This is a genomic window from Streptomyces flavalbus (genome assembly GCF_042674625.1).
Classification (GTDB): Bacteria; Actinomycetota; Actinomycetes; order Streptomycetales; family Streptomycetaceae; genus Streptomyces; species Streptomyces flavalbus.
Genome location: NZ_JBHTEB010000001.1, coordinates 1,542,314 through 1,561,320, shown reverse-complemented (window position 1 = coordinate 1,561,320; position 19,007 = coordinate 1,542,314). Strand labels below are relative to the sequence as shown.

General features: G+C 72.4%; 20 protein-coding genes and 1 pseudogene. 20 read left to right on the top strand and 1 reads right to left on the bottom strand.

The window, feature by feature from the left end:
- Nucleotides 1-3: 3 nt before the first annotated feature.
- The 14 genes and pseudogenes from ACFQZ6_RS06870 (at nt 4) to ACFQZ6_RS06805 (ending at nt 13,536) form a co-directional block, all read left to right on the top strand.
- Nucleotides 4-504: a DUF4188 domain-containing protein gene (locus ACFQZ6_RS06870; protein WP_381605648.1), complete on the top strand. Its 501-nt coding sequence runs from the start codon at nt 4-6 to the stop codon at nt 502-504.
- Nucleotides 501-2,213 carry an acetyl-CoA carboxylase carboxyltransferase subunit alpha gene (locus ACFQZ6_RS06865; RefSeq protein ID WP_381605646.1) on the top strand — a complete coding sequence of 571 codons (1,713 nt, stop codon included), beginning with the start codon at nt 501-503 and terminating at the stop codon, nt 2,211-2,213. The genes ACFQZ6_RS06870 and ACFQZ6_RS06865 overlap by 4 nt, the downstream gene beginning before the upstream one ends.
- Nucleotides 2,203-2,748 (top strand): acetyl-CoA carboxylase biotin carboxyl carrier protein, encoded by a 546-nt coding sequence (gene accB / locus ACFQZ6_RS06860; RefSeq protein WP_381605644.1) that lies wholly within the window; start codon nt 2,203-2,205, stop codon nt 2,746-2,748. Before ACFQZ6_RS06865 ends, accB begins: the two co-directional genes overlap by 11 nt.
- Before the next feature lie 11 nt (nt 2,749-2,759).
- A pseudogene (locus tag ACFQZ6_RS06855) lies at nt 2,760-3,688 on the top strand (ATP-binding protein); the annotation flags it as partial.
- Between the two features lie 15 nt (nt 3,689-3,703).
- Entirely contained in the window at nt 3,704-4,132 is a 429-nt protein-coding gene (locus ACFQZ6_RS06850; protein ID WP_381618124.1) for a hypothetical protein, read from the top strand.
- Nucleotides 4,133-4,302: 170 nt separating this feature from the next.
- Nucleotides 4,303-4,764, top strand: a complete 462-nt coding sequence (locus tag ACFQZ6_RS06845; RefSeq protein WP_381605642.1) for a cobalamin B12-binding domain-containing protein — start codon at nt 4,303-4,305, stop codon at nt 4,762-4,764.
- Nucleotides 4,761-6,050 (top strand): methylaspartate mutase, encoded by a 1,290-nt coding sequence (locus tag ACFQZ6_RS06840; RefSeq protein ID WP_381605640.1) that lies wholly within the window; start codon nt 4,761-4,763, stop codon nt 6,048-6,050. Before ACFQZ6_RS06845 ends, ACFQZ6_RS06840 begins: the two co-directional genes overlap by 4 nt.
- Nucleotides 6,047-6,991, top strand: coding sequence for a transporter substrate-binding domain-containing protein (locus ACFQZ6_RS06835; RefSeq protein ID WP_381605638.1), 945 nt, complete (start codon nt 6,047-6,049; stop codon nt 6,989-6,991). Before ACFQZ6_RS06840 ends, ACFQZ6_RS06835 begins: the two co-directional genes overlap by 4 nt.
- Before the next feature lie 86 nt (nt 6,992-7,077).
- Nucleotides 7,078-7,974: a DMT family transporter gene (locus ACFQZ6_RS06830; protein ID WP_381618121.1), complete on the top strand. Its 897-nt coding sequence runs from the start codon at nt 7,078-7,080 to the stop codon at nt 7,972-7,974.
- A complete protein-coding gene (locus ACFQZ6_RS06825) occupies nt 7,971-9,014 on the top strand; it encodes an aspartate-semialdehyde dehydrogenase (protein ID WP_381605636.1) in 1,044 nt (347 codons plus the stop codon). Before ACFQZ6_RS06830 ends, ACFQZ6_RS06825 begins: the two co-directional genes overlap by 4 nt.
- Before the next feature lie 204 nt (nt 9,015-9,218).
- Nucleotides 9,219-10,361, top strand: coding sequence for an amino acid kinase family protein (locus ACFQZ6_RS06820; RefSeq protein ID WP_381605634.1), 1,143 nt, complete (start codon nt 9,219-9,221; stop codon nt 10,359-10,361).
- Between the two features lie 2 nt (nt 10,362-10,363).
- A complete protein-coding gene (locus ACFQZ6_RS06815) occupies nt 10,364-11,347 on the top strand; it encodes a TauD/TfdA family dioxygenase (RefSeq protein ID WP_381605632.1) in 984 nt (327 codons plus the stop codon).
- 132 nt (nt 11,348-11,479) lie between these two features.
- Nucleotides 11,480-12,517, top strand: coding sequence for a LuxR C-terminal-related transcriptional regulator (locus tag ACFQZ6_RS06810; protein WP_381605630.1), 1,038 nt, complete (start codon nt 11,480-11,482; stop codon nt 12,515-12,517).
- Nucleotides 12,518-12,639: 122 nt separating this feature from the next.
- Nucleotides 12,640-13,536, top strand: a complete 897-nt coding sequence (locus tag ACFQZ6_RS06805) for a LysR family transcriptional regulator (RefSeq protein WP_381605628.1) — start codon at nt 12,640-12,642, stop codon at nt 13,534-13,536.
- Nucleotides 13,537-13,805: 269 nt separating this feature from the next.
- Here ACFQZ6_RS06805 and ACFQZ6_RS06800 read toward each other — a convergent pair whose 3' ends face one another.
- Entirely contained in the window at nt 13,806-14,699 is an 894-nt protein-coding gene (locus ACFQZ6_RS06800) for an LLM class F420-dependent oxidoreductase (protein ID WP_381605626.1), read from the bottom strand.
- Nucleotides 14,700-15,070: 371 nt separating this feature from the next.
- Here ACFQZ6_RS06800 and ACFQZ6_RS06795 point away from each other — a divergent pair, with 371 nt between their 5' ends.
- From ACFQZ6_RS06795 to ACFQZ6_RS06770, 6 genes are all read left to right on the top strand, one after another.
- Nucleotides 15,071-15,850: an SDR family NAD(P)-dependent oxidoreductase gene (locus ACFQZ6_RS06795; RefSeq protein WP_381605624.1), complete on the top strand. Its 780-nt coding sequence runs from the start codon at nt 15,071-15,073 to the stop codon at nt 15,848-15,850.
- Between the two features lie 147 nt (nt 15,851-15,997).
- Nucleotides 15,998-16,462 carry a nuclear transport factor 2 family protein gene (locus ACFQZ6_RS06790; protein WP_381605620.1) on the top strand — a complete coding sequence of 155 codons (465 nt, stop codon included), beginning with the start codon at nt 15,998-16,000 and terminating at the stop codon, nt 16,460-16,462.
- On the top strand, nt 16,459-16,908 hold the full coding sequence (locus ACFQZ6_RS06785) for a nuclear transport factor 2 family protein (RefSeq protein WP_381605618.1): 450 nt from the start codon (nt 16,459-16,461) through the stop codon (nt 16,906-16,908). Before ACFQZ6_RS06790 ends, ACFQZ6_RS06785 begins: the two co-directional genes overlap by 4 nt.
- Complete coding sequence (locus ACFQZ6_RS06780; protein WP_381605616.1) at nt 16,905-17,939, top strand: ankyrin repeat domain-containing protein; 1,035 nt, start codon at nt 16,905-16,907, stop codon at nt 17,937-17,939. Before ACFQZ6_RS06785 ends, ACFQZ6_RS06780 begins: the two co-directional genes overlap by 4 nt.
- Before the next feature lie 22 nt (nt 17,940-17,961).
- Nucleotides 17,962-18,270 carry a muconolactone Delta-isomerase family protein gene (locus tag ACFQZ6_RS06775; RefSeq protein WP_360218153.1) on the top strand — a complete coding sequence of 103 codons (309 nt, stop codon included), beginning with the start codon at nt 17,962-17,964 and terminating at the stop codon, nt 18,268-18,270.
- Nucleotides 18,271-18,279: 9 nt separating this feature from the next.
- Nucleotides 18,280-18,972, top strand: coding sequence for an EthD domain-containing protein (locus tag ACFQZ6_RS06770; protein ID WP_381605613.1), 693 nt, complete (start codon nt 18,280-18,282; stop codon nt 18,970-18,972).
- The last annotated feature ends 35 nt before the right edge of the window (nt 18,973-19,007 follow it).

Sequence of the window (19,007 nt, the reverse complement as noted above, 5' to 3'; positions counted from 1 at the left end):
CCCATGGACCTCAAGGTCATCACCGAGCCGCGGATCGCGGCCCCGCCCGAGGACACGGTGGTGCTGCTGATCGGCCTGCGCATCAACAAGTTCCGCATGGTGCACCGCTGGGTGCCGGTGATCGCCTCGATGATCCCCATGCTCATCGAGCTGCGGAAGAACAAGGAGCACGGCTTCCTGTACTCCCGGGCCTGGTTCAACCGCACCGTGATCATGGTGCAGTACTGGCGCAGCATGGACGACCTGATGCGCTACTCCCACCGCGTCGACGGCCGCCACCGCACCATGTGGGCCTGGTTCAACCGGGCCGTGCGCAACGACGGCGCCGTCGGCATCTTCCACGAGGCGTACGTCGTCTCGCCCGACCGGATGCACTCCGTCTACCGCAACATGCCCCGCTTCGGGATGGCCGCCGCGACCGAGTCCGCGCCGCAGCGGCAGACCCCGCCGGTGCCGGGCGCCGGGGGCGGGCGACGCGAACCACGCAGGAGGCGTGCCGCATGACCACCACCCCAGGCCCCGTACGGGCCGCGCAGCAGGACGTCCAGTGGCGCAGGTGCGCCTCCTGCGGCTCCTTCGTCTACGGCAAGCGCCTGGACCGCAACCGCAAGGTGTGCCCGGAGTGCCAGTTCCACTTCCGCATCCCGCCCGACGTGCGGATCGCCCAGCTCGCGGACCCCGGCAGCTTCGCGGCGTTCCCCGACGACCACGCCCCGCGCGACCTGCTCGGCTTCACCGACAGCAAGCCCTACCCGGAGCGGCTGCGGGACGCCCAGGCGCGCACCGGACGGCAGGACGCCGTCCTCGCGGGCCGGATGACGGTGCGGGGCCGCCCGGTCGTGGTGGCCGTCCTCGACTTCACCTTCATGGGCGGCAGCATGGGCGCCGTCGTCGGGGAGACCGTCACCGCCGCCGCCCGCACCGCCCTCGCGGAACGGCTGCCGCTGCTGCTGGTCGCCGCGTCCGGCGGGGCGCGGATGCAGGAGGGCGCGGTGTCGCTGATGCAGATGGCGAAGACCGCGCAGTGGATCGCCCGGCTCCGCGAGGCCCGCGTCCCGGTGATCAACCTCAACACCGACCCGACCTTCGGCGGTGTCAGCGCCTCCTTCGCGATGCTCGGTGACGTCATCCTCGCGGAACCGGGCGCGCTGATCGGCTTCGCCGGTCCGCAGGTCATCCGCAACACCATCCGGCAGGAGCTGCCGCCCGGCTTCCAGAGCGCGGAGTTCCTGCTGGAGCACGGCATGATCGACGCCGTGGTGCCCCGGGAGAACCAGCGCGAGCACCTCGCCCGGCTGCTGACCCTGCTCGGCCCCTCGGTCCCCGAACTCCCCGAGGCGCCCGACCCGGCGGTGGTCCTGGACCGGCCGGTCGCCACCACCCGCGCCACCCGTGACCTGGTCGCCCTGGCCCGCATGATCGGACGGCCCACCACCCTCGACTACGTCGGCTACGTCTTCGACGACTTCGTGGAACTGCACGGCGACCGCGCCCACGGCGACGACGCGGCCCTCGTCGGCGGACTGGCCCGGCTCGGCGGACAGAGCCTGGCGGTCCTCGGCCACCAGAAGGGCCACGACACCGCCGAACTGGTGCGCAGCAACTTCGGGATGCCCGGCCCGGAGGGCTACCGCAAGGCGCTCAGGCTGATGCGGTTCGCGGACCGGTTCGGGCTGCCGGTGGTCACCTTCGTGGACACCCCGGGAGCGTTCCCCGGCATCGGCGCCGAGGAGCGCGGCCAGAGCGTCGCCATCGCCGACTGCGTCCTGGAGCTGTCCCGGCTGCGGGTGCCCGTCGTCTCCGTCGTCACCGGCGAGGGCGGCAGCGGCGGCGCCCTCGCCCTCGCGGTCGCGGACCGGGTGCTGATCCTCCAGCACGCCTACTACTCGGTCATCAGCCCCGAGGGCGCCTCCACCATCCTCTTCGGCACCGCCGAACACGCCGGGCGCGCCGCCGAAGCGCTCCGCCTGACCCCCTCCGACCTGCTCCGCCTCGGTGTCGTGGACGGCATCGTGCCGGAGCCGCCGGACGGGGCGCACACCGCGCCGCAGACCACCGCGCTGACCGTGCGGAGCGCCCTGGTGCGGACCCTGGCCCCACTCCTGGAGAGCCAGGGGGAGCAACTCGTCGACGCCCGGCGGGAGCGGTTCGACCGCTTCGGCGATCCCCGACGTCAGCCCGTAGTGGACTGGGAGAAGCACGATGAGCACTGAGACCGGCACCGACACGGAGACCACCACGGCCGGGATGACGGTGGAGGAGCTGCGGACCCAGACCCGCCTCCTGGCCCGTGAACTCCCCGGCACCCTGCGCCGCATCACCCTGCGCGCGGGCGCCCTCAGCGTGGACGTGGAGTGGGAGACGGCACCCACGGCACCCACGGCTGCCACACCGGCCACCCCCGCCGCCCTCGCGTCCCCCGCCGCCCTCGCGTCCCCCGCCGCCCCCGCGTCCGCCGCCGCGCCGCAGGGCGCCGCACCGGACACCGACCAACCGCCCGCCGACGTCGTCCGCGTCACCGCCCCTCTCGTCGGCACCTTCTACCAGGCCGCGTCCCCCGGCGCCGAACCCTTCGTCAAGGTCGGGGACACCGTGGAGGCCGGGCAGCAACTGGCCATCATCGAGGCGATGAAGCTGCTGAACTCCATCACCGCCGAGGTCAAGGGCACCGTCCGGGCCATCCACGTGGGCGACGGCGAGGTCGTCGAGTACGCCCAGCCGCTCATCGACCTCGTCCCGGCCAGCTAGGGCGGGCCGCGATGTTCGACAAGATCCTCATCGCCAACCGCGGCGAGATCGCGCTGCGCGTCATCCGCACCTGCCGCGACCTCGGCGTCCGCACCGTCGCCGTGTACTCCACGCCCGACGCCGACGCCCGCTTCGTGCGCGCCGCCGACGAGGCCGTGCACATCGGTCCCGGCGCGCCCACCCGCAGCTACCTCAACATCCCCAACATCATCGGCGCCGCCGTGAAGACCGGCGCCGAGGCCATCCACCCCGGCTACGGCTTCCTCTCCGAGGACCCCTACTTCGCGGAGATCTGCGCCGACGACGGCATCACCTTCATCGGCCCGCCGCCGGACGTGATGGAGAACGTCGGGGACAAGGCGGTGGCGCGCAGGCTGATGACCGCCGCCGGGCTGCCGCTGCTGCCCGGCACCACCGAGCCCGTCGACTCGGTGGAGTCCGCGGAGGAGATCGCCCGCGAGATCGGCTACCCCGTCATCATCAAGGCCGCGGCGGGCGGCGGCGGACGCGGCATCACCGTCGTACGGCGTCCCGAGGACCTCCGCGACGCCTACACCGCCACCCGGGCCGGGCGCAGGCGGTGTTCAAGAACAGCGCCGTCTACCTGGAACGCTATCTGCCGCGCACCCGGCACATCGAGATCCAGGTGCTCTGCGACGACGCCGACGGCGCCGTCCACCTCGGGGAGCGCGACTGCTCGGTGCAGCGCCGCCACCAGAAGCTCGTCGAGGAGTCACCCGGCCCGGACCTCGCCCCGGAGCTGCGGGCCCGGCTCGGCGCCGCCGCCGTCGCCGGGGCCCGCGCGGTCGGCTACCGGGGCGCCGGGACGGTGGAGTTCCTCCTGGAGGCGGACCCCGGCACGGAGTCCGGCACCGGGGACGCCTTCTGGTTCATGGAGATGAACGCCCGCATCCAGGTCGAGCACCCCGTCACCGAACTCGTCACCGGCGTCGACCTGATCGCCGAACAGCTCCGGGTCGCCTCCGGGGCACCGCTCACCGTCAAGCAGGACGACATCGAGGTCCGCGGGCACGCCATCGAGTGCCGCATCAACGCCGAGGACCCCGACCGCGGCTTCGCCCCCACCCCCGGGCTGCTGGAGGAGTACCGCACCCCGGGCGGCCCCTGGGTCCGCGTCGACACCGACTACGTCCCCGGCTCCCGGGTCAGCCCCTACTACGACTCGATGATCGGCAAGCTCATCGTCTGGGGCCCGGACCGCCCGACCGCCCTGGACCGCACCCTGCGCGCCCTCGGGGAATTCGAGGTGTCAGGCCCCGGAGTGCACACCACGATCGGACTGCACCAGGAAATCATCAGCCACCCGGAATTCCGGCGCGGCGGTGTGACCACGGACTTCCTCACCCGACACTTCGCACTCTGAGACGCTCTGACAACCCACTCCCACCTGGGCATATGCCCCTCACCACTCCTATGGAAAAACTTGATCGCGGCTTTCGGAATTCCGTTCGGGAAATGATGGACAGGCCCTCCGGAGATTCCGAGAGTGAGGGTATGTCTGCTTACCCGACCCGCCCCAGGAAACTGCGTATCGTGGTTTCCAGCGTCTCCTCCGACGCGCACATGTGGAACCTGGTGTTCTTGCAACTGCTCCTGGAGGAGGCCGGGCACGAGGTCACCAACGTCGGCGTCTGCCCGCCGGACGGCACCGTCATGGCCGCCTGCCGCGGCGCCGACCGGCCCGACCTGCTGGTGCTCAGCACCGTCAACGGCCACGGCCGACTGGACGGACTGCGCCTGATCCGCGCCCTGCGCGCCGACCCCGAACTCGCCGCCCTGCCCGTGGTGATCGGCGGCAAGCTCGGCGTGCGCGGCAGCGGGGACCCGGGCGTCGGCCGCCAGTTGCTGGACGCGGGCTTCGACGCCGTCTTCGCGGAGTCCCGGGGGAACACGCCCGAGCGGATGGTCGCGGACTTCCGGGCGTTCCTCACCACGCTCGCCACCGCCCGGACCGCGACCCCGCCGCCCCGCATACCGGCCGGAGCGGGCCGGTGACCCGGTTCGCGGCGTTCGTGCGCCGGGCCGCCACCGACGGACGGCTCGTCGTCCAGCCCCGGATGGGCTTCGGCGAGCTGGACCGGATGCGGGCCGGGCTGACCGCCGTACGCGACTGCCGCGCCACCACCGTCGGCACCGTCACCCTCGACAGCTACACCCGCGTCGGTGACTACGGCTCCGCCCGCCGCGCCCTCGCCCAGGGCGCCGAAGGGGGCGCCGAGCTCAACGGCTTCCCCCTTGAGGCGCACGGCACGACGGCCGTCCGCGCGCTCCTCGCGGAGGTGGCGTCCGCCGACTTCCCCGTGCAGGTGCGGCACGGCTCGCCGCTGCCGCTGGACCTGTTCCGGATCATGGTGGAGGCCGGGGTCGACGCCACCGAGGGCGGCCCGGTGTCGTACTGCCTGCCCTACGGGCGGGTGCCGCTGCCGGAGGCCGCCGACAACTGGGCGCGCTGCTGCGAACTCGCCGCCGCCGCCGACCGGCCCATGCACCTGGAGACCTTCGGCGGCTGTATGCTCGGCCAGCTCTGCCCGCCCTCGCTGCTGGTGGCGCTCAGCGTCCTGGAGGCGCTGTTCTTCCGTGAGCACGGACTGCGCTCCGTCTCCCTCAGCTACGCCCAGCAGATCCACCTCGGCCAGGACCTCGAAGCCCTGGCCGCGCTGCGCGCGCTCGCCACCGAACACCTCACCGGCGTCGACTGGCACCTCACCCTCTACACCTACATGGGCGTCTTCCCGCGCACCCCCGTCGGCTCCTTCCGGCTCCTGGAGGACAGCGCCCGGCTCGCCGTGCACAGCGGCACCGAGCGGCTGATCGTCAAGACGCCGGCCGAGGCCCGCCGCATCCCGCGGATCGAGGAGAACGTCGAGGCGCTGGAGTTCGCGGACTCCGTCGCCGCGCGCGCCGCCGCCGACTGCGCCACCGCGCACTGCCCGCCCACCGCCGACACCGGGCTCCTCGCGGAGGCGGAGCGGCTCCTCGACGCCACGCTCTCCCTCGGCCGCACCGTCGGCGCCGCCCTCGTCGCCGCGTTCGCGCGCGGCGTCCTCGACGTGCCGTACTGCCTGCACCGCGACAACGCGGGCGCCGCGCGCGCCGTCATCGACGAGTACGGGATGCTCGCCTGGTCCGCCGCGGGCGCCATGCCCGTCACCGTCCGCCACTCCGACCTGCTGTGCACGGCCCCCGTCACCGCCGCCCGCCTCACCGGGATGCTGGCCTTCAACGAACGCCGCTACGACCGTGAGCACACCGTCGGCGCCCTGCTGCGGAGCGCGGCGTGAACGCCCGGCTGCTGCTCGCGGACACGCTCACCGGGGTGCGGGAGCGGGGCGCCGTACGCGCCCTGGTCTCCCAGGGGCAGCCCGGTCTCTCCCTGCGCACCGGCGACGGCCGCTGGACCGGCCTGGACGCCGACGTCGCGCGGGCCGTCGCCGCCGCCGTGCTCGCCGACCCGGAGGCCGTCGACTGGCGGCCCACCGGACCCACCGCCCGGCTCACCCAGCTCGCCGCCGGGGACGCCGACCTGACGGTGTGCAACGTCAGTTGGACCATGGGCCGCGAGGCCGCGCACGGCCTGCTGTTCGCCGGGGTCACCTGCTACGACGGCGAGGGCTTCCTCGTCCCCGCCGCCAGCGGCGTCGACGACCCCGCCCAGCTCGCCGGGGAGCGGGTCGCCGTACACGCCGGATCGACCAGCCCCGCCAACCTGGCCGCCTGGTACCGGCCGCGCGGGCTCGCCGTCCAGCCGGTGCCCTTCGACGACCCGCGCGAGGCGCTGGCCGCCTACACGGCGGGGGAGTGCGCCGCCTACGTCCTGGACAAGGTGGCCCTCGCGGGCGCCCGCCGCACCCTGCCCGACCCGGCCGCGCACCGCATCCTCGCCACCGAGATCTCCCGCGAGCCGATGGCCGCCGTCGTCCGCGACGACGACCCGCGCTGGTTCCGGATCTGCCGCTGGGTCCTCCAACTGCTGTTCGCCGCCGAGTACGAGAGCCAGCGGCTCGGCGCCTGGGGCCGCGCCGCCGTCGCCCGGCAGGCCGGGGCGCACGGCCCCGCCGCCGGACTCGACCGCGACTGGGCCGCCCGCGTCCTGACCGCCGTCGGCACCTACGCCGAACTGTACGAACGCAACCTCGGCCACGCCTCGGGACTGAACGTCCCCCGCGGCCCCAACGAGCTGTGGACCAGAGGCGGACTGCACTACGCCGTGCCCCTGCACTGACCCCCGAAGCGCGAAGCGAGGTACCGACCTTGACCACCCCCACCCCCCGGCGGCAGACCAGAGGCGCCGTCGAACTCACCGCGGCCATGGTCCTGTCGGGCACCCTGGGCGTCTTCGTCATCGAATCGGGGCAGTCCAGCTTCAACGTGGTCTTCTACCGGTGCGTCTTCGGCGCCGTCGCGCTCGCCGCGTACTGCCTGCTGCGCGGCTTCTTCACCCCGCACCGCTTCACCCGCCGCACCTTCGCGCTGGCCGCCCTCGGCGGGGTGTGCATCGTCTTCAACTGGGTGCTGCTGTTCAGCTCCTACGGCAGGACGTCGATCTCGGTGGCCACGGTCGTCTACCACACCCAGCCGTTCTACGTCGTCCTGCTCGGCCTGCTGCTGTTCAAGGAACGCCTCACCCGCCACCAGGCCGGGTGGATCCTGCTGGCGTTCGCCGGTGTGGTGCTGGTCGCGGACCTCGCCTCCGCCGACGGCGCGGGCGGCGCGGGCTACCTCCTCGGCGTCGGCCAGGCGCTGCTCGCCGCGCTGCTGTACGCCTTCGCCACCGTCATCGCCAAGCACCTGACGTCCGTACGGCCGGAACTGACCGCGCTCATCCAGGTCTGCGTCGGCATCCCGCTGCTGCTGCCGTTCACCGCGCTCGGCCAGAGCGCCGGGCTCGGCGCCGACTGGGGCTGGCTGGTCGGGCTCGGCGTGATCCACACCTGCCTGCTGTACATCCTGCTGTACGCCTCGTACCAGAAGCTGCCCACCGCCAGGATCGCGGTGCTGTCCTTCGTCTACCCGGCCGTCGCCATCCTCGTCGACCTGCTCGTCTACGGGCACCGCATCACCGCGCTCCAGGCCCTCGGCATCCCGCTGATCGTGGTGGCCGGACTCGGGGTCAACCTCGGCTGGCCGCTGCTGCCCGGCACCCGGCGCCGTACGCCACCCGGCGACGCGCCGCCCGCGCTCACCCGGATCGGAGAGAACCGATGACCCACGTCAGCGACCCCACCGCGCCACGCATCGCCCTCGTCGGCGCCACCGGAGCCGTCGGCCACACCCTGATCGAACTCATCGAGACCCGCGGACTGCGCCACCGGGACATCCGGCTCGCCGCGTCCGCGCGCTCGGCGGGCCGGGTGATGGACGTCGACGGGCTCACCCGCACCGTGGAGGACCTCGCGGAGTTCGACTTCTCCGACACCGACCTCGCGTTCTTCTCCGCCGGGACGTCCGTCAGCCAGCAGTGGGCGCCGAAGGCCGCCGCGCAGGGCGCCCTCGTCATCGACAACACCAACGCCTTCCGCATGGACCCCGACACCCCCCTGGTCGTGCCGCAGGTCAACGCGGACGCCGTCACCGGACGACCGGTCAGCGGCATCATCGCCAACCCCAACTGCTCCACCATCCCGCTGGTCCGCCTCCTCGGCACCGTCGAGGAACGCTGGGGCATCCGGCAGGTCGTCGTCAGCACCTACCAGGCCGCGTCCGGGCAGGGCCAGCACGGCATCGAGGAACTCCAGGAGGGCAGCGAACTCGCGCTGCGCGACCCCGACGCCGAACTGCCCTCCGACCGCTTCCGCCCCGCGCTCGCCTTCAACGTCGTCCCGTTCATCGACCGGCTGCTGGACACCGGGTTCACCCTGGAGGAGCAGAAGATGCTCCAGGAGTCCCGCAAGATCCTCGGCCTGCCCCACCTCGACGTCACCACCACCTGCGTGCGCGTCCCCGTCGTCAACAGCCACTCCGAGGCCGTGTGGGTGGAGGCCGCCGCGCCCGTCGACCGCGCCGAACTCGTCGAACGGTTCGCCGCGCTGCCCGAGGTCACCGTCCACGACCGGCACGCCCCCGGCGGCTTCCCCACCCCGCTGACCGCGGGCGACCCCGACCACGTGCACGTCGGCCGCATCCGCGTCGCCCCGCACAACCCGCGCGGCTTCTGGCTCTGGCTGGTCGCCGACAACCTGCGCATCGGCGCCGCCCTGAACGCCGTCCAGATCGCCGAGAACATCCTCGAACGGGAGTTGCTGTGACCGACGCGGCCCGCCCGGCCCCGCTGGCCGCGGGCGACCGCGCCGGGGCCGCGCCCCACGCCATGCACACCGCCGAGAACGACCTCCAACGGGAGTTGCTGTGACCGACGCGGCCCGCCCGGCCCCGCTGGCCGCGGGCGACCGCGCCGGGGCCGCGCCCCACGCCATGCACACCGCCGAGAACGACCTCCAACGGGAGTTGCTGTGACCGACGCGGCCCGCACCACCCCACTGGGCGTGACCGACTCCGTCGCCGTGCTGAAGTTCGGCGGCTCCACCTTCCGCAGCCACGCCGCCTACGACCAGCTCGCCGCGGGGCTCGAAGAACGCCTCGAACGCGAGGGACGGCGCCTCGCCGTGGTGGTCAGCGCCATGCAGGGCGAGACCGAGACGATGCGCGGACGCCTCCACGAGGTCAACGCGCACCCCGAGGACGCCACCTCCGCGGGGATGCTCGCCACCGCCGACCTGATCAGCGCCCACCTGCTGGCCACCGCGCTGCACCGCAGGGGCCGCACCGCGACCGTGCTCGCCGGGCACCAGATCGGCCTGACCACCAACTCGTCCTTCCTGTGGGCCCGGGTCATCGAGACCGACCCCGGCCCGCTCAGCCGCACCCTCGGCGAGTACGAGGTCGTCGTCGTCCCCGGCGGGCAGGCCGTGGACGCCCAGGGACGGCCCACCTGGCTCGGCAAGAACAGCTCCGACCTCTCCGCGATCGCCGTCGCCCGCGCCGTCGGCGCCACCGCCTGCGAGATCCACTCCGACGTCGACGGCATCTACACCTCCGACCCGCACCTGGTGCGCGGCGCCCGGCTGCTGCCCGACGTCTCCTTCAACATGGCCGCCCTGATGTCCCTGTACGGCGCGAAGGTGCTGCACCGCAGGGCCGTCCAGCTCGCCCTGCGGCACGGCATCGAGATCGTCTGCCGCTACAACCGGGCCCCGTTCTCCCGGGGGACGACCATCAGCCGCGAGGGCGCCCAGATGGCGGCGATCGTCTTCAACCAGCGCTCCGTCGTCCTCGCCTACGACTCCGACGACATCGCGGACTGCGCGCACGGCGTCTTCCACGCCGCGGGCATCGACACCGTGCGGCTCACCGAGAAGCCGTGGGTGGCCGTCGTCGGCGGCTTCGTCGACCTGGAGGCCGTCCAGCGCCGCCAGAACCTCAAGCCCGGCTCCTACGTCGGGGTGCCGGTGGCGCAGATCCGCGGCTCCAAGGTGACCACGCACATCGCGGAGAGCGGCGAGGACGCCCTGCACCTGGCCCAGACCCTGCACGACAAGCTCGACCTGCCGGACGCGGACCGCGCCCGCCGCCAGCCCTCCTACGCCGGAGTGTGACCGTGACGTTCGCCGACCTCGCCCTGCCCGACGCCGTCCGGGACGCCATCGGCGCCGCCCTGCGCCCGCTGCCCGACCCGACCACGGACATCGACCGGGCGACGGCCCGCCTCCACCAGGTCTTCGCCGCGCTCCCCACCGACCTGCTGATGGACATCATGGACTTCGGCCGCCACAACGACACCCCGGGCCTGATGCGGGTGCGCAACCTGCCCGTCGACGACGACCTGCCGCCCACCCCCGCGCACGGCGGCCCGGCCCCCGGCAAACGCGGCCACGTCGCCGAAGGCGTCCTGCTCGGGCTCACCGGACTCCTCGGCGAACCCATCGGCGTCCTCACCGAGAAGGACGGCCGCCTCGTCCACGACGTGGTGCCCGTGCGGCGCGGCGCGCGCGCCCAGACCAACCAGGGCTCCGCGGTCTTCCTCAACTTCCACAGCGACATCACCTACGACACCATCGGCCGCTACGACCTCGCCAACCCCGACTTCCTGGTCCTCAACTGCCTGCGCGGCGCCCCCGACGACGACGCCGTCACCTACTACGCCGACGCCCGCGACCTCTGCCGCCACCTGCCCGAGCCGGTCGTCGAGACGCTGCGCAGCCCGCTGTACCGGCTCAACGCGCCCGGCAGCTACACCCAGGCGCACGGCACCGAGGTGCTCAGCGAACCCGTGCCGGTGATCAGCGGCGCCGCCCGCTTCCCGGAGATCGCCGTCTCCGCCAACGGCACCCGCCCGCTGACCCGCGGCGCCGAGGCCGCCCTCACCGCGCTCCAGGAGGCCTGCCGGGACACCGCCGACGCGGTACGGCTGCGCCCCGGGGAGGCCCTGCTCATCAACAACCGCAAGGGCGTGCACGGCCGGTCCACCTTCCGCGCCCGCTACGACGGCACCGACCGCTGGCTCCAGCGCACCTACATCCGCCGCACCCTGTGGCCGGTGCGCTACCGGGCCACCCCGGGCGACCGCCGGGTCCACTACTGAACGCGTACTGCACGCAATAAAGCCCCCGGCCGGAAATCCGGAGTTCCCCCCGGCGAAGGTGACCTAAGCTGACCCGACCGCACCACGACACGACGCCGAGCGGAAGTGAATTGACGGGTTTGAGGTGAGGAATTGACACAGGAGATTCCTCTGCTGGACGAGATCGCGGTGTCCGCGTACGAAATGGCCCTGCGCGACGGGCATTTCACGGACGCCGGCATCGCCGCCGCCCTCGGCGTCGACCCCGCCCGGGTCGCGCAGGCCCGCAAGGCGCTCCAGGAACTGCGGCTGCTCAGCCCCGGCACGGCGGGCAGGCCCGTCGTCCCGCTCGACCCGGAGGTCGCGGAGGCGGAACTGGTCAGCCCGCTGGAGGTGGCGATCGCCCAGCGCCGCCGGGAGATCGCCCGCGTCCACCAGGAACTGCGCGCCCTCGCCGCGGAGTACCGCGCCCGGCACCGCGCCCCGGCCCTCGACGGCCCCATCACCGTCCTCGACGACGTCGACGAGGTGCGCCGCCAGATCGACCGCGCCCGCTACGACTGCGCCGAGGAACGCCTCAGCCTCCAGTCCGGCGGCGGACGGCCCCCCGAGCTGCTGGAGGCCGACCGCGAGCACACCCTCGAACTGCTGCGCCGCGGCGTCCGGGTGCGCACCCTCTACCAGCACACCGCCCGCACCAGCCTCGCCACCCGCACCTACGTACAGGAGATCACCCGCCGCGGCGCGGAGGTGCGCACCGTCGACGAACTCTCCGAACGCCTGATCATCTACGACCGGAAGGTCGCCTTCATCCCCAAGGAACGCCCCGACAGCGGCCCGCCCGGCGCGGCCGTCGTCACCGAGCCCACGGTCGTGGGCTACCTGTGCCGCGCCTTCGAGTCGGTGTGGCAGATCGGGCGTCCCTTCGAGACGGACCAGCACGCGGCCGAGTACCAGCACCTCGCGGAGGAGACCCGGCTGTCCGTGATCCGCCTCATGGCGCTCGGCCTCAAGGACGAGGTGATCGCCCGCCGCCTCGGCATGGCGACCCGCACCTGCCGCCGCCACATCTCCGCGATCATGGAGGAAATGGGCGCGGTGAGCCGTTTCCAGGCAGGTTTGATAATCGGCCGTCAGGGCCTGCTTTCCGACGCCGAATTCGATCCGGATTCCGGTGCGGCTGGCCGCTAGGTGACGCCTCCTGTCCGTAAGGGGACAGCGGGCGCGCATGGCGCTTGACGGTGCGCCGGTGCTTCGCTGAACGGAGAAAGCACATCCCGCACATCCAGTGACCGCCGATACAGGGAGAAGCCATGGACATCAGGCAGTTGGCGGCGTTCCACAAGGTGGCGACGCTGCTCAGCTTCTCGAAGGCGGCCACGGAGCTGAAGTACGCGCAGTCCAGCGTCACCAGTCAGATCAAGGGGCTGGAGATGTCGCTCGGCGTGGACCTCTTCGACCGTCTCGGCGGCCGCATCCAGCTCACCGAGGCGGGACAGCGGCTGCTGCCCTACGCCGAGCAGATGCTGACCCTCGCCGGGGAGGCGCGCGGCGCCACCGTGGGTTCCGCGGAGCCCTCCGGCGTCCTCACCATAGGTTCGATGGAGTCCATCACCTCCTACCGGATGCCGCCGCTGCTGGAGTTCTTCCACCACCGCTACCCGGCCCTGCACATCGTGCTGCGGCCCAGCCTGTGCGCCGAGACGTGCCACGCGCTGCGCCAGGGCATGTTCGACATGGGGTTCCTGATGGAGGCGGAGACCCAGCACCCGGGCGTCCAGACGGAGGTACTCGGCTCCGAACCGCTCACCGTCGTCGCCGCCCCCGACCACCCCCTCACCAAGGTCGCGAAGATCACCACCGAGGAACTCTGCCGCACCCAGGTCATCTCCGCCGAGGCGGGCTGCGCCTACCGGGAGCTGTTCGAGGCCGAGCTGAACGACGGCACGGGTGAGGCGCTGCCGTTCCTGGAGTTCGGCACGATCGAGTCCATCAAGCGCGGCGTGGCGGCGGGCCTCGGCATCTCCCTGCTGCCCACGGCCTGCGTCCAGGACACCCTGGACAGCGGCCTGCTGGTCCGCCTGGACTGGGAGATCCCCTTCGAGGTCTTCACCCAGCTCGCCTGGCGCCGCGGCAAGAACCTCACCCGCGAGATGCGCGTCTTCACCGACCAGGCCATCCGCTTCCTCGCCGAGGAGTACGGCCGCTAGCGCGCGCCGGGGGGCCGAGCCCGACGGTGCGTGTGCCCGGGTGAGCGGCCCGCCCGCGCGAGGCCACGGCACACCGTCGGGTCCGCTCGCGGAGCCTCGGTGGGCGGGGAACGGCCCCGCGTGCCGTGTGCCGCCCGGCCGTGCCCCGGCCAGGGACGCTCCCGCGGCGGGGACGGTCACGGTCCGCCCGGCGCCCGGCGTGGCCCAGGCGTGGCCGGGGCCCGCCTCGTGAGCGAGGGGGCCCGGGGTGTGACGCGGAAGACCGGAGGTCATTCGCGGGCCACCCGGGTGAGTTCGCGGAGGGTGCTGCTGAGCATCCGGGTGTGTTCGTCGGCCGTGGCCAGGCCCATGCCCATGGTGCTCAGACTCAGGTGCGTCGCCCCGAGGTCGCGCCAGCCCGCCACGAAGTCCGGCCACTTCACCTCGGGCACCTGCGACAGCACCAGGCGCGCCTCGAAACCCAGCTCGGCGGGGTTCCGTCCGGCCTGCAGGGCGTAGGAGCGGACCCGCCCCACCATCCGCCGCGCCGTCTCGTCCGGCGCCCGCAGCGGCAGCCAGCCGTCGCCCAGCTCCCCGGCGCGCCGCAGCACCGGCTCGGCGTTGCCGCCGAACCACACCGGGATGCGCCCGCGCACCGGCCGCGGCAGGATGCCCGCGTCGGCCACCTGGTGCCAGCGCCCGTCGAAGGTGACCGTCGGCCGCGCCCACAGCTCCCGGAGCAGCCGCACCTGTTCGGCGCTGCGCGCCCCCCGGTCGTGGAAGGGCGCGCCGAGCGCGTCGTACTCCACCTTGTTCCAGCCCACCCCCACCCCGAGCCGCAGCCGCCCCCCGCTGAGCACGTCCACCTCGGCGGCCTGCTTGGCGACCAGCGCGGTCTGCCGCTGCGGCAGCACCAGCACCCCGGTGGCCAGCTCCAGCGTGGAGGTCACCGCGGCCAGATAGCCGAACAGCACGAACACCTCGTGGAAGAGGTGCTCGCTGGTGTACCCGTACCAGCCGGGCCGCGACGCCGTGCCCGCGCCCAGCACGTGGTCGAAGGCGACGACATGGTCGAAGCCCGCCTCCTCCACGGCCTGCGCCCAGGCCCGCACGGCGCCGGGGTCCGCGCCGATCTCCAGGTGCGGGAAGACCGCACCGACCTTGAGACTCCTGCGCTGTTCCATCGTCCGGCCGCTACTCGTCGCCGACCAGACCCCATCCGTCGTCCTCGTCACCGGATGCCGTCAGACGGCCGAAGCCGCCGTGGCCGCTCGCCATGGGTCCTCCTCGGGGGTCGCTCTCAGAAGTGCATCCCACCCTTCCCACCCGCCGCACCCCCCAGGCAGCGCGCCCGGCCCGGTCCCGGCACTCTGCCAGACGCCGCATGACACTGCGTCAAGTGATCGATGACAGTTCGGCCACCGAACCTAGGTTATTGAGCAATCAAGTAACGCAGTGCGGGCCGGTCCCGCACGACCCGCGCGGCGACCGTCCCACCCGTCGTTAGCTTCCCCGCAACCGCGCACAAGGCGCGCACCACCCAGGGGAGCACCTCATGGAACTGAACCTCAAGGACAAGACCGCACTGATCACCGGCGCCAGCCGGGGCATCGGCCTGGAGATCGCCAGGACCCTCGCGGACGAGGGCGCCCGCGTCGTCGGCGGCGCCCGCACCATCAGCACCGAGCTGCGGCAGACCACGCCGTACACCCTCTCCGTCGACCTCGCCACCGCGAGCGGCCCCGCCGAACTCGTCGACTACGCCCTCGGGGAGTTAGGCGGCATCGACATCCTGGTCAACAACTTAGGCTTCCCGTACACCCGCCCCAAGGGCTTCCTCTCCGTCGACGACGACGGCTGGCTGGAGGCCCTCAACATGAACCTCCTCACCACCGTCCGCACCACCCGCGCCGCCCTGCCCAGCATCATCGAACGACAGGGCTCCATCGTGAACCTGGGCTCCACCAACGCCCACGTCCCCGTCCCCGTCGTCGTCGACTACTCCGCCGCCAAGGCCGCCCTGCTCAACCTCGGCAAGTCCCTCGCCGAGGAGTTCGGCCCGCAGGGCGTGCGCGTCAACACCGTCGCCGCCGGACCGGTGATGACCGACGCCTGGACCGGCCCCGGCGGCATCGCCGACACCCTCGCCGCGCAGACCGGGATCGCCAAGGACGACGTGATCGGCCAGGTGCCCGAGATCCTCGGCAGCTCCACCGGCCGCAACACCACCGCGCAGGAGGTCGCCGCCGTCGTGGCGTTCCTCGTCGCCCGCAAGGCACCCAACGCCAACGGCGCCGAGTACATCGTCGACGGCGGCTTCCTGAAGGCCGTCTGAACCGCCCCGGGCCCGTGAACTGACGTAGTACCCGGGCCGACCTCGCACAGTTGGGGGAGGGCGCCCCACCAGGCCAGCGGCCCCGCTCGGGCGCGTCGTTAGCGTCGTGGCGGACCAACCGGCCCGCACAACCCGACGGAGTCGCCCATGAGTTCCGCGGAAGACCGTCTCGACGTCATCGAGACCTGCACCAGGATGCTGTGGCACGTCGACCTGCGCCAGTGGGACGCCCTCCCCGCCGTCCTCGCCGAGAAGGTGACCCTGGACTACACCAGCCTCTTCGGCGGTACGCCGGTCACCCGCACCGCGGACCTCGTCATCGCCGACTGGGCCGCCGGGCTCGGGCACCTCAAGGCCACCCAGCACATGATCGGCAACCAGATCGCCGAGGTGAACGGCGACACCGCGGTGCTCACCGCGCACTTCCAGGCCACCCACCTGCTGCCCAACCCCTACGGCTCCGCGACCTGGACGCTCGGGGGCCGCTACCGCTTCGACCTGGTCCGCTCCGCCTCCGGCTGGCGCATCTCCGGAGTGCTGATGACGGCCCTGTGGGCGGACGGCAACCAGCAGATCATGACCGGTCCGGACGGCCAGAAGGAGACGACATGAGTGAAGCGACCGAGCAGACCCGGGACGTTGCCAAACGCTGGTTCGCCGCCCTCACCGGCGGCGACTTCGGCACCGCGCTCGGCCTCCTCGCCGACGACGTGGAATGGATCAACTACCGCCCCGTGCCGGGCTACAACGACGACATGAAGTGGATCGGCACCCTGCACACCAGCGAGGAGGTCGCCGAGAGCGTCCAGGTCTTCGCCGGGCAGTGCGAGGTGATCTCCGAGGAACTGCTCGACCTCGTCGTCGAGGGCGAGCGCGCCGCCGGGATCATCCACGAGATCTCCCGGGTGAAGGAGACCGGCATCGACTTCGAGATCATCTTCACCCACTGGCTGACCGTGCGCGACGGCCGCATCGTCCGCTGGGAGTCGCACACCGACCCCTCCGAGATCATCCGCGCCCTGCGCGGCGACGCCCCGCCCGCCGAGGCCGCCGTATGAGCGCCGAACTGATCGCCGCCGTACGCGCCCGCAAGACCGACGAGGTCGAGCGGCTGCTCGCCGCGGGCGCCGACCCCAGCGTCCGGGAGACCGACTCCGGGCTCACCGTGCTGATGATCGCCGCCGGACAGGCCGACCCCGGCACCACCGGCGCGCTGATCGCCGCGGGCGCCGACGTGCACACCGCCGACAGCCGCGCCGGGGCGACCGCCCTGCACAAGGCGTGCCAGGGCGGCGACCTCGACGTCACCCGGCAGCTCGTGGAGGCCGGGGCGTTCGTCGACGCCGTCGCCCCCACCACCGGGCACACCCCGCTGATGGACGCCCTCTGGTACAAGTACCCCGACCTGGTGGAGTACCTGCTCGCCCGGGGCGCCGGACTCAAGCTGCACACGCACTACGGCTTCTCCCTGGAGGAGCACTTCGCCTACGAGCTGAACGTCAACACCTTCGGCAAGGACAAGCTGCTGCGCGCCGAACGGCTGCTCAACGAGCGCCGCGAGCGCGACAGCGCCGCCGTCGCCGCCCAGCCGCTGATGGCCGCCGTCTCCGCCGGGGACACCGACCAGGTCCGCGAGCTGCTCGACGCCGGTGCCGAGGTCGACGCCCGCTACCCGATGCTCAACGGCTTCAACGACGCCCACACCCCGCTGCTGGTCGCCGCCCGCGACGGCCACGGCGAGATCGTCCGGCTGCTGCTGGCCGCGGGCGCCGACATCAACGCCGTCGAGCCCTGCTTCGGCGCCGTGCCGCTGCACAAGGCCGTCTACAACGGCCACGCCGACATCACCGCCGACCTGGTCGCCCACGACGACATCGACCTGGACTTCCAGGGCGCCACCAACGGCTACACCCCGCTGCACGACGCGCTGTGGCACGGCTACGCGGACTGTGTGACGGCCCTGCTCAACGCCGGTGCCCGGCTCGACCTCGTGGGTCACGACGGCAAGACGCCGCTCGACCTGGCCGTCGAGGTCTTCGGCACCGACGACCCGATCACCCAGCGGATCGCGTCACTGGCCGCGGCCTGACGCGCCTTCCCAAGGAGTCCCGATGCTGTTCTACGTACAGATGCGCTGGAACCACGAGGGCCGGATCACCCTGGACGAGCTGTGGGAGCTGGAGCGCGAGGAGGCCGAACACGCGCAGGAGACCCTCGACTCCGGCTTCGCCGTCGGCCTGTGGAAGGTCGCCGCGCAGAAGCGGGTGATCGGGATCATCGAGTCCCCCAGCGCCGAGGAGCTCGACCGCACCGCGCTGGGCCGCCTGCCGATGCGCGAGTACCTGGAGTTCGAGGAGGTCTGGCCGCTGCGCGACTACCTCGGCTTCGCCGAAGACGTCAAGAAGGCGTACAAGGTCTGAGAGGCAGCCATGATCCATCAGTTGATCTTCGCCCACCCCAAGCCCGGAATGACCGAGAAGGAGTTCCAGGACTACTGGGTGGACGTCCACGCGGTGCGGTACGCCAGCAAGATCCCGCAGATCAAGAAGTACCTCATCGACACCCGCATCCCCTTCGGCCCGGAACCCGACGACCCGCTGTGGAGCGGCATCGCGGAGATCTGGCTGGAGAACGAGGAGGAGCAGCTCGCCTCCCTCCAGACCCCCGAGTTCCTGGAGGGCGCCCGGCTCGACGAGCCCAGGTGGGCGGCCTTCTGGCGGACCGTCGTCCTCGACACCGACGCCCACGTGCTGCGCGCGGGCGACCACCCGGCCCCCGCCGACGGCGTCAAGCTGGTGCTGCTCGCCAAGCGCACCAACGGCACCACGGTCGAGGAGTTCCGCGAGCGCAGCCTCGGCGCGCACGCCGAGCTGATGCTGAAGGTGCCCGGACTCCGCCGCTACCTGCAGTGCTTCACCCGCGACGGCGCCTACGCCGTCGGCGAGTCCCTGCTCGACGCCGCCTACCTGCTGTCCTTCGACAGCCTCCAGGCGCTGGAGACGGCCGCGGCCTCGCCCGAGTTCACCCAGGCCACCGATGACCTGACCCGCTTCGTCGAGCCCCGCTACATCCACCGGATGGCGGTCCGCGAGCACTGGGTCATCGGCGACGAGACCAGCTGACGACAGCAGCTGGACGAGAACAACAGCTAGCGAAG

Coding starts and splice junctions, on each gene's coding strand:
- ACFQZ6_RS06870 (WP_381605648.1), top strand. CDS start 4: ATGGACCTCAAGGTCATCACCGAGCCGCGGATCGCGGCCCCGCCCGAG.
- ACFQZ6_RS06865 (WP_381605646.1), top strand. CDS start 501: ATGACCACCACCCCAGGCCCCGTACGGGCCGCGCAGCAGGACGTCCAG.
- accB (WP_381605644.1), top strand. CDS start 2,203: ATGAGCACTGAGACCGGCACCGACACGGAGACCACCACGGCCGGGATG.
- ACFQZ6_RS06830 (WP_381618121.1), top strand. CDS start 7,078: ATGGTCCTGTCGGGCACCCTGGGCGTCTTCGTCATCGAATCGGGGCAG.
- ACFQZ6_RS06825 (WP_381605636.1), top strand. CDS start 7,971: ATGACCCACGTCAGCGACCCCACCGCGCCACGCATCGCCCTCGTCGGC.
- ACFQZ6_RS06805 (WP_381605628.1), top strand. CDS start 12,640: ATGGACATCAGGCAGTTGGCGGCGTTCCACAAGGTGGCGACGCTGCTC.
- ACFQZ6_RS06800 (WP_381605626.1), bottom strand. CDS start 14,699: ATGGAACAGCGCAGGAGTCTCAAGGTCGGTGCGGTCTTCCCGCACCTG.
- ACFQZ6_RS06795 (WP_381605624.1), top strand. CDS start 15,071: ATGGAACTGAACCTCAAGGACAAGACCGCACTGATCACCGGCGCCAGC.
- ACFQZ6_RS06790 (WP_381605620.1), top strand. CDS start 15,998: ATGAGTTCCGCGGAAGACCGTCTCGACGTCATCGAGACCTGCACCAGG.
- ACFQZ6_RS06785 (WP_381605618.1), top strand. CDS start 16,459: ATGAGTGAAGCGACCGAGCAGACCCGGGACGTTGCCAAACGCTGGTTC.
- ACFQZ6_RS06780 (WP_381605616.1), top strand. CDS start 16,905: ATGAGCGCCGAACTGATCGCCGCCGTACGCGCCCGCAAGACCGACGAG.
- ACFQZ6_RS06775 (WP_360218153.1), top strand. CDS start 17,962: ATGCTGTTCTACGTACAGATGCGCTGGAACCACGAGGGCCGGATCACC.
- ACFQZ6_RS06770 (WP_381605613.1), top strand. CDS start 18,280: ATGATCCATCAGTTGATCTTCGCCCACCCCAAGCCCGGAATGACCGAG.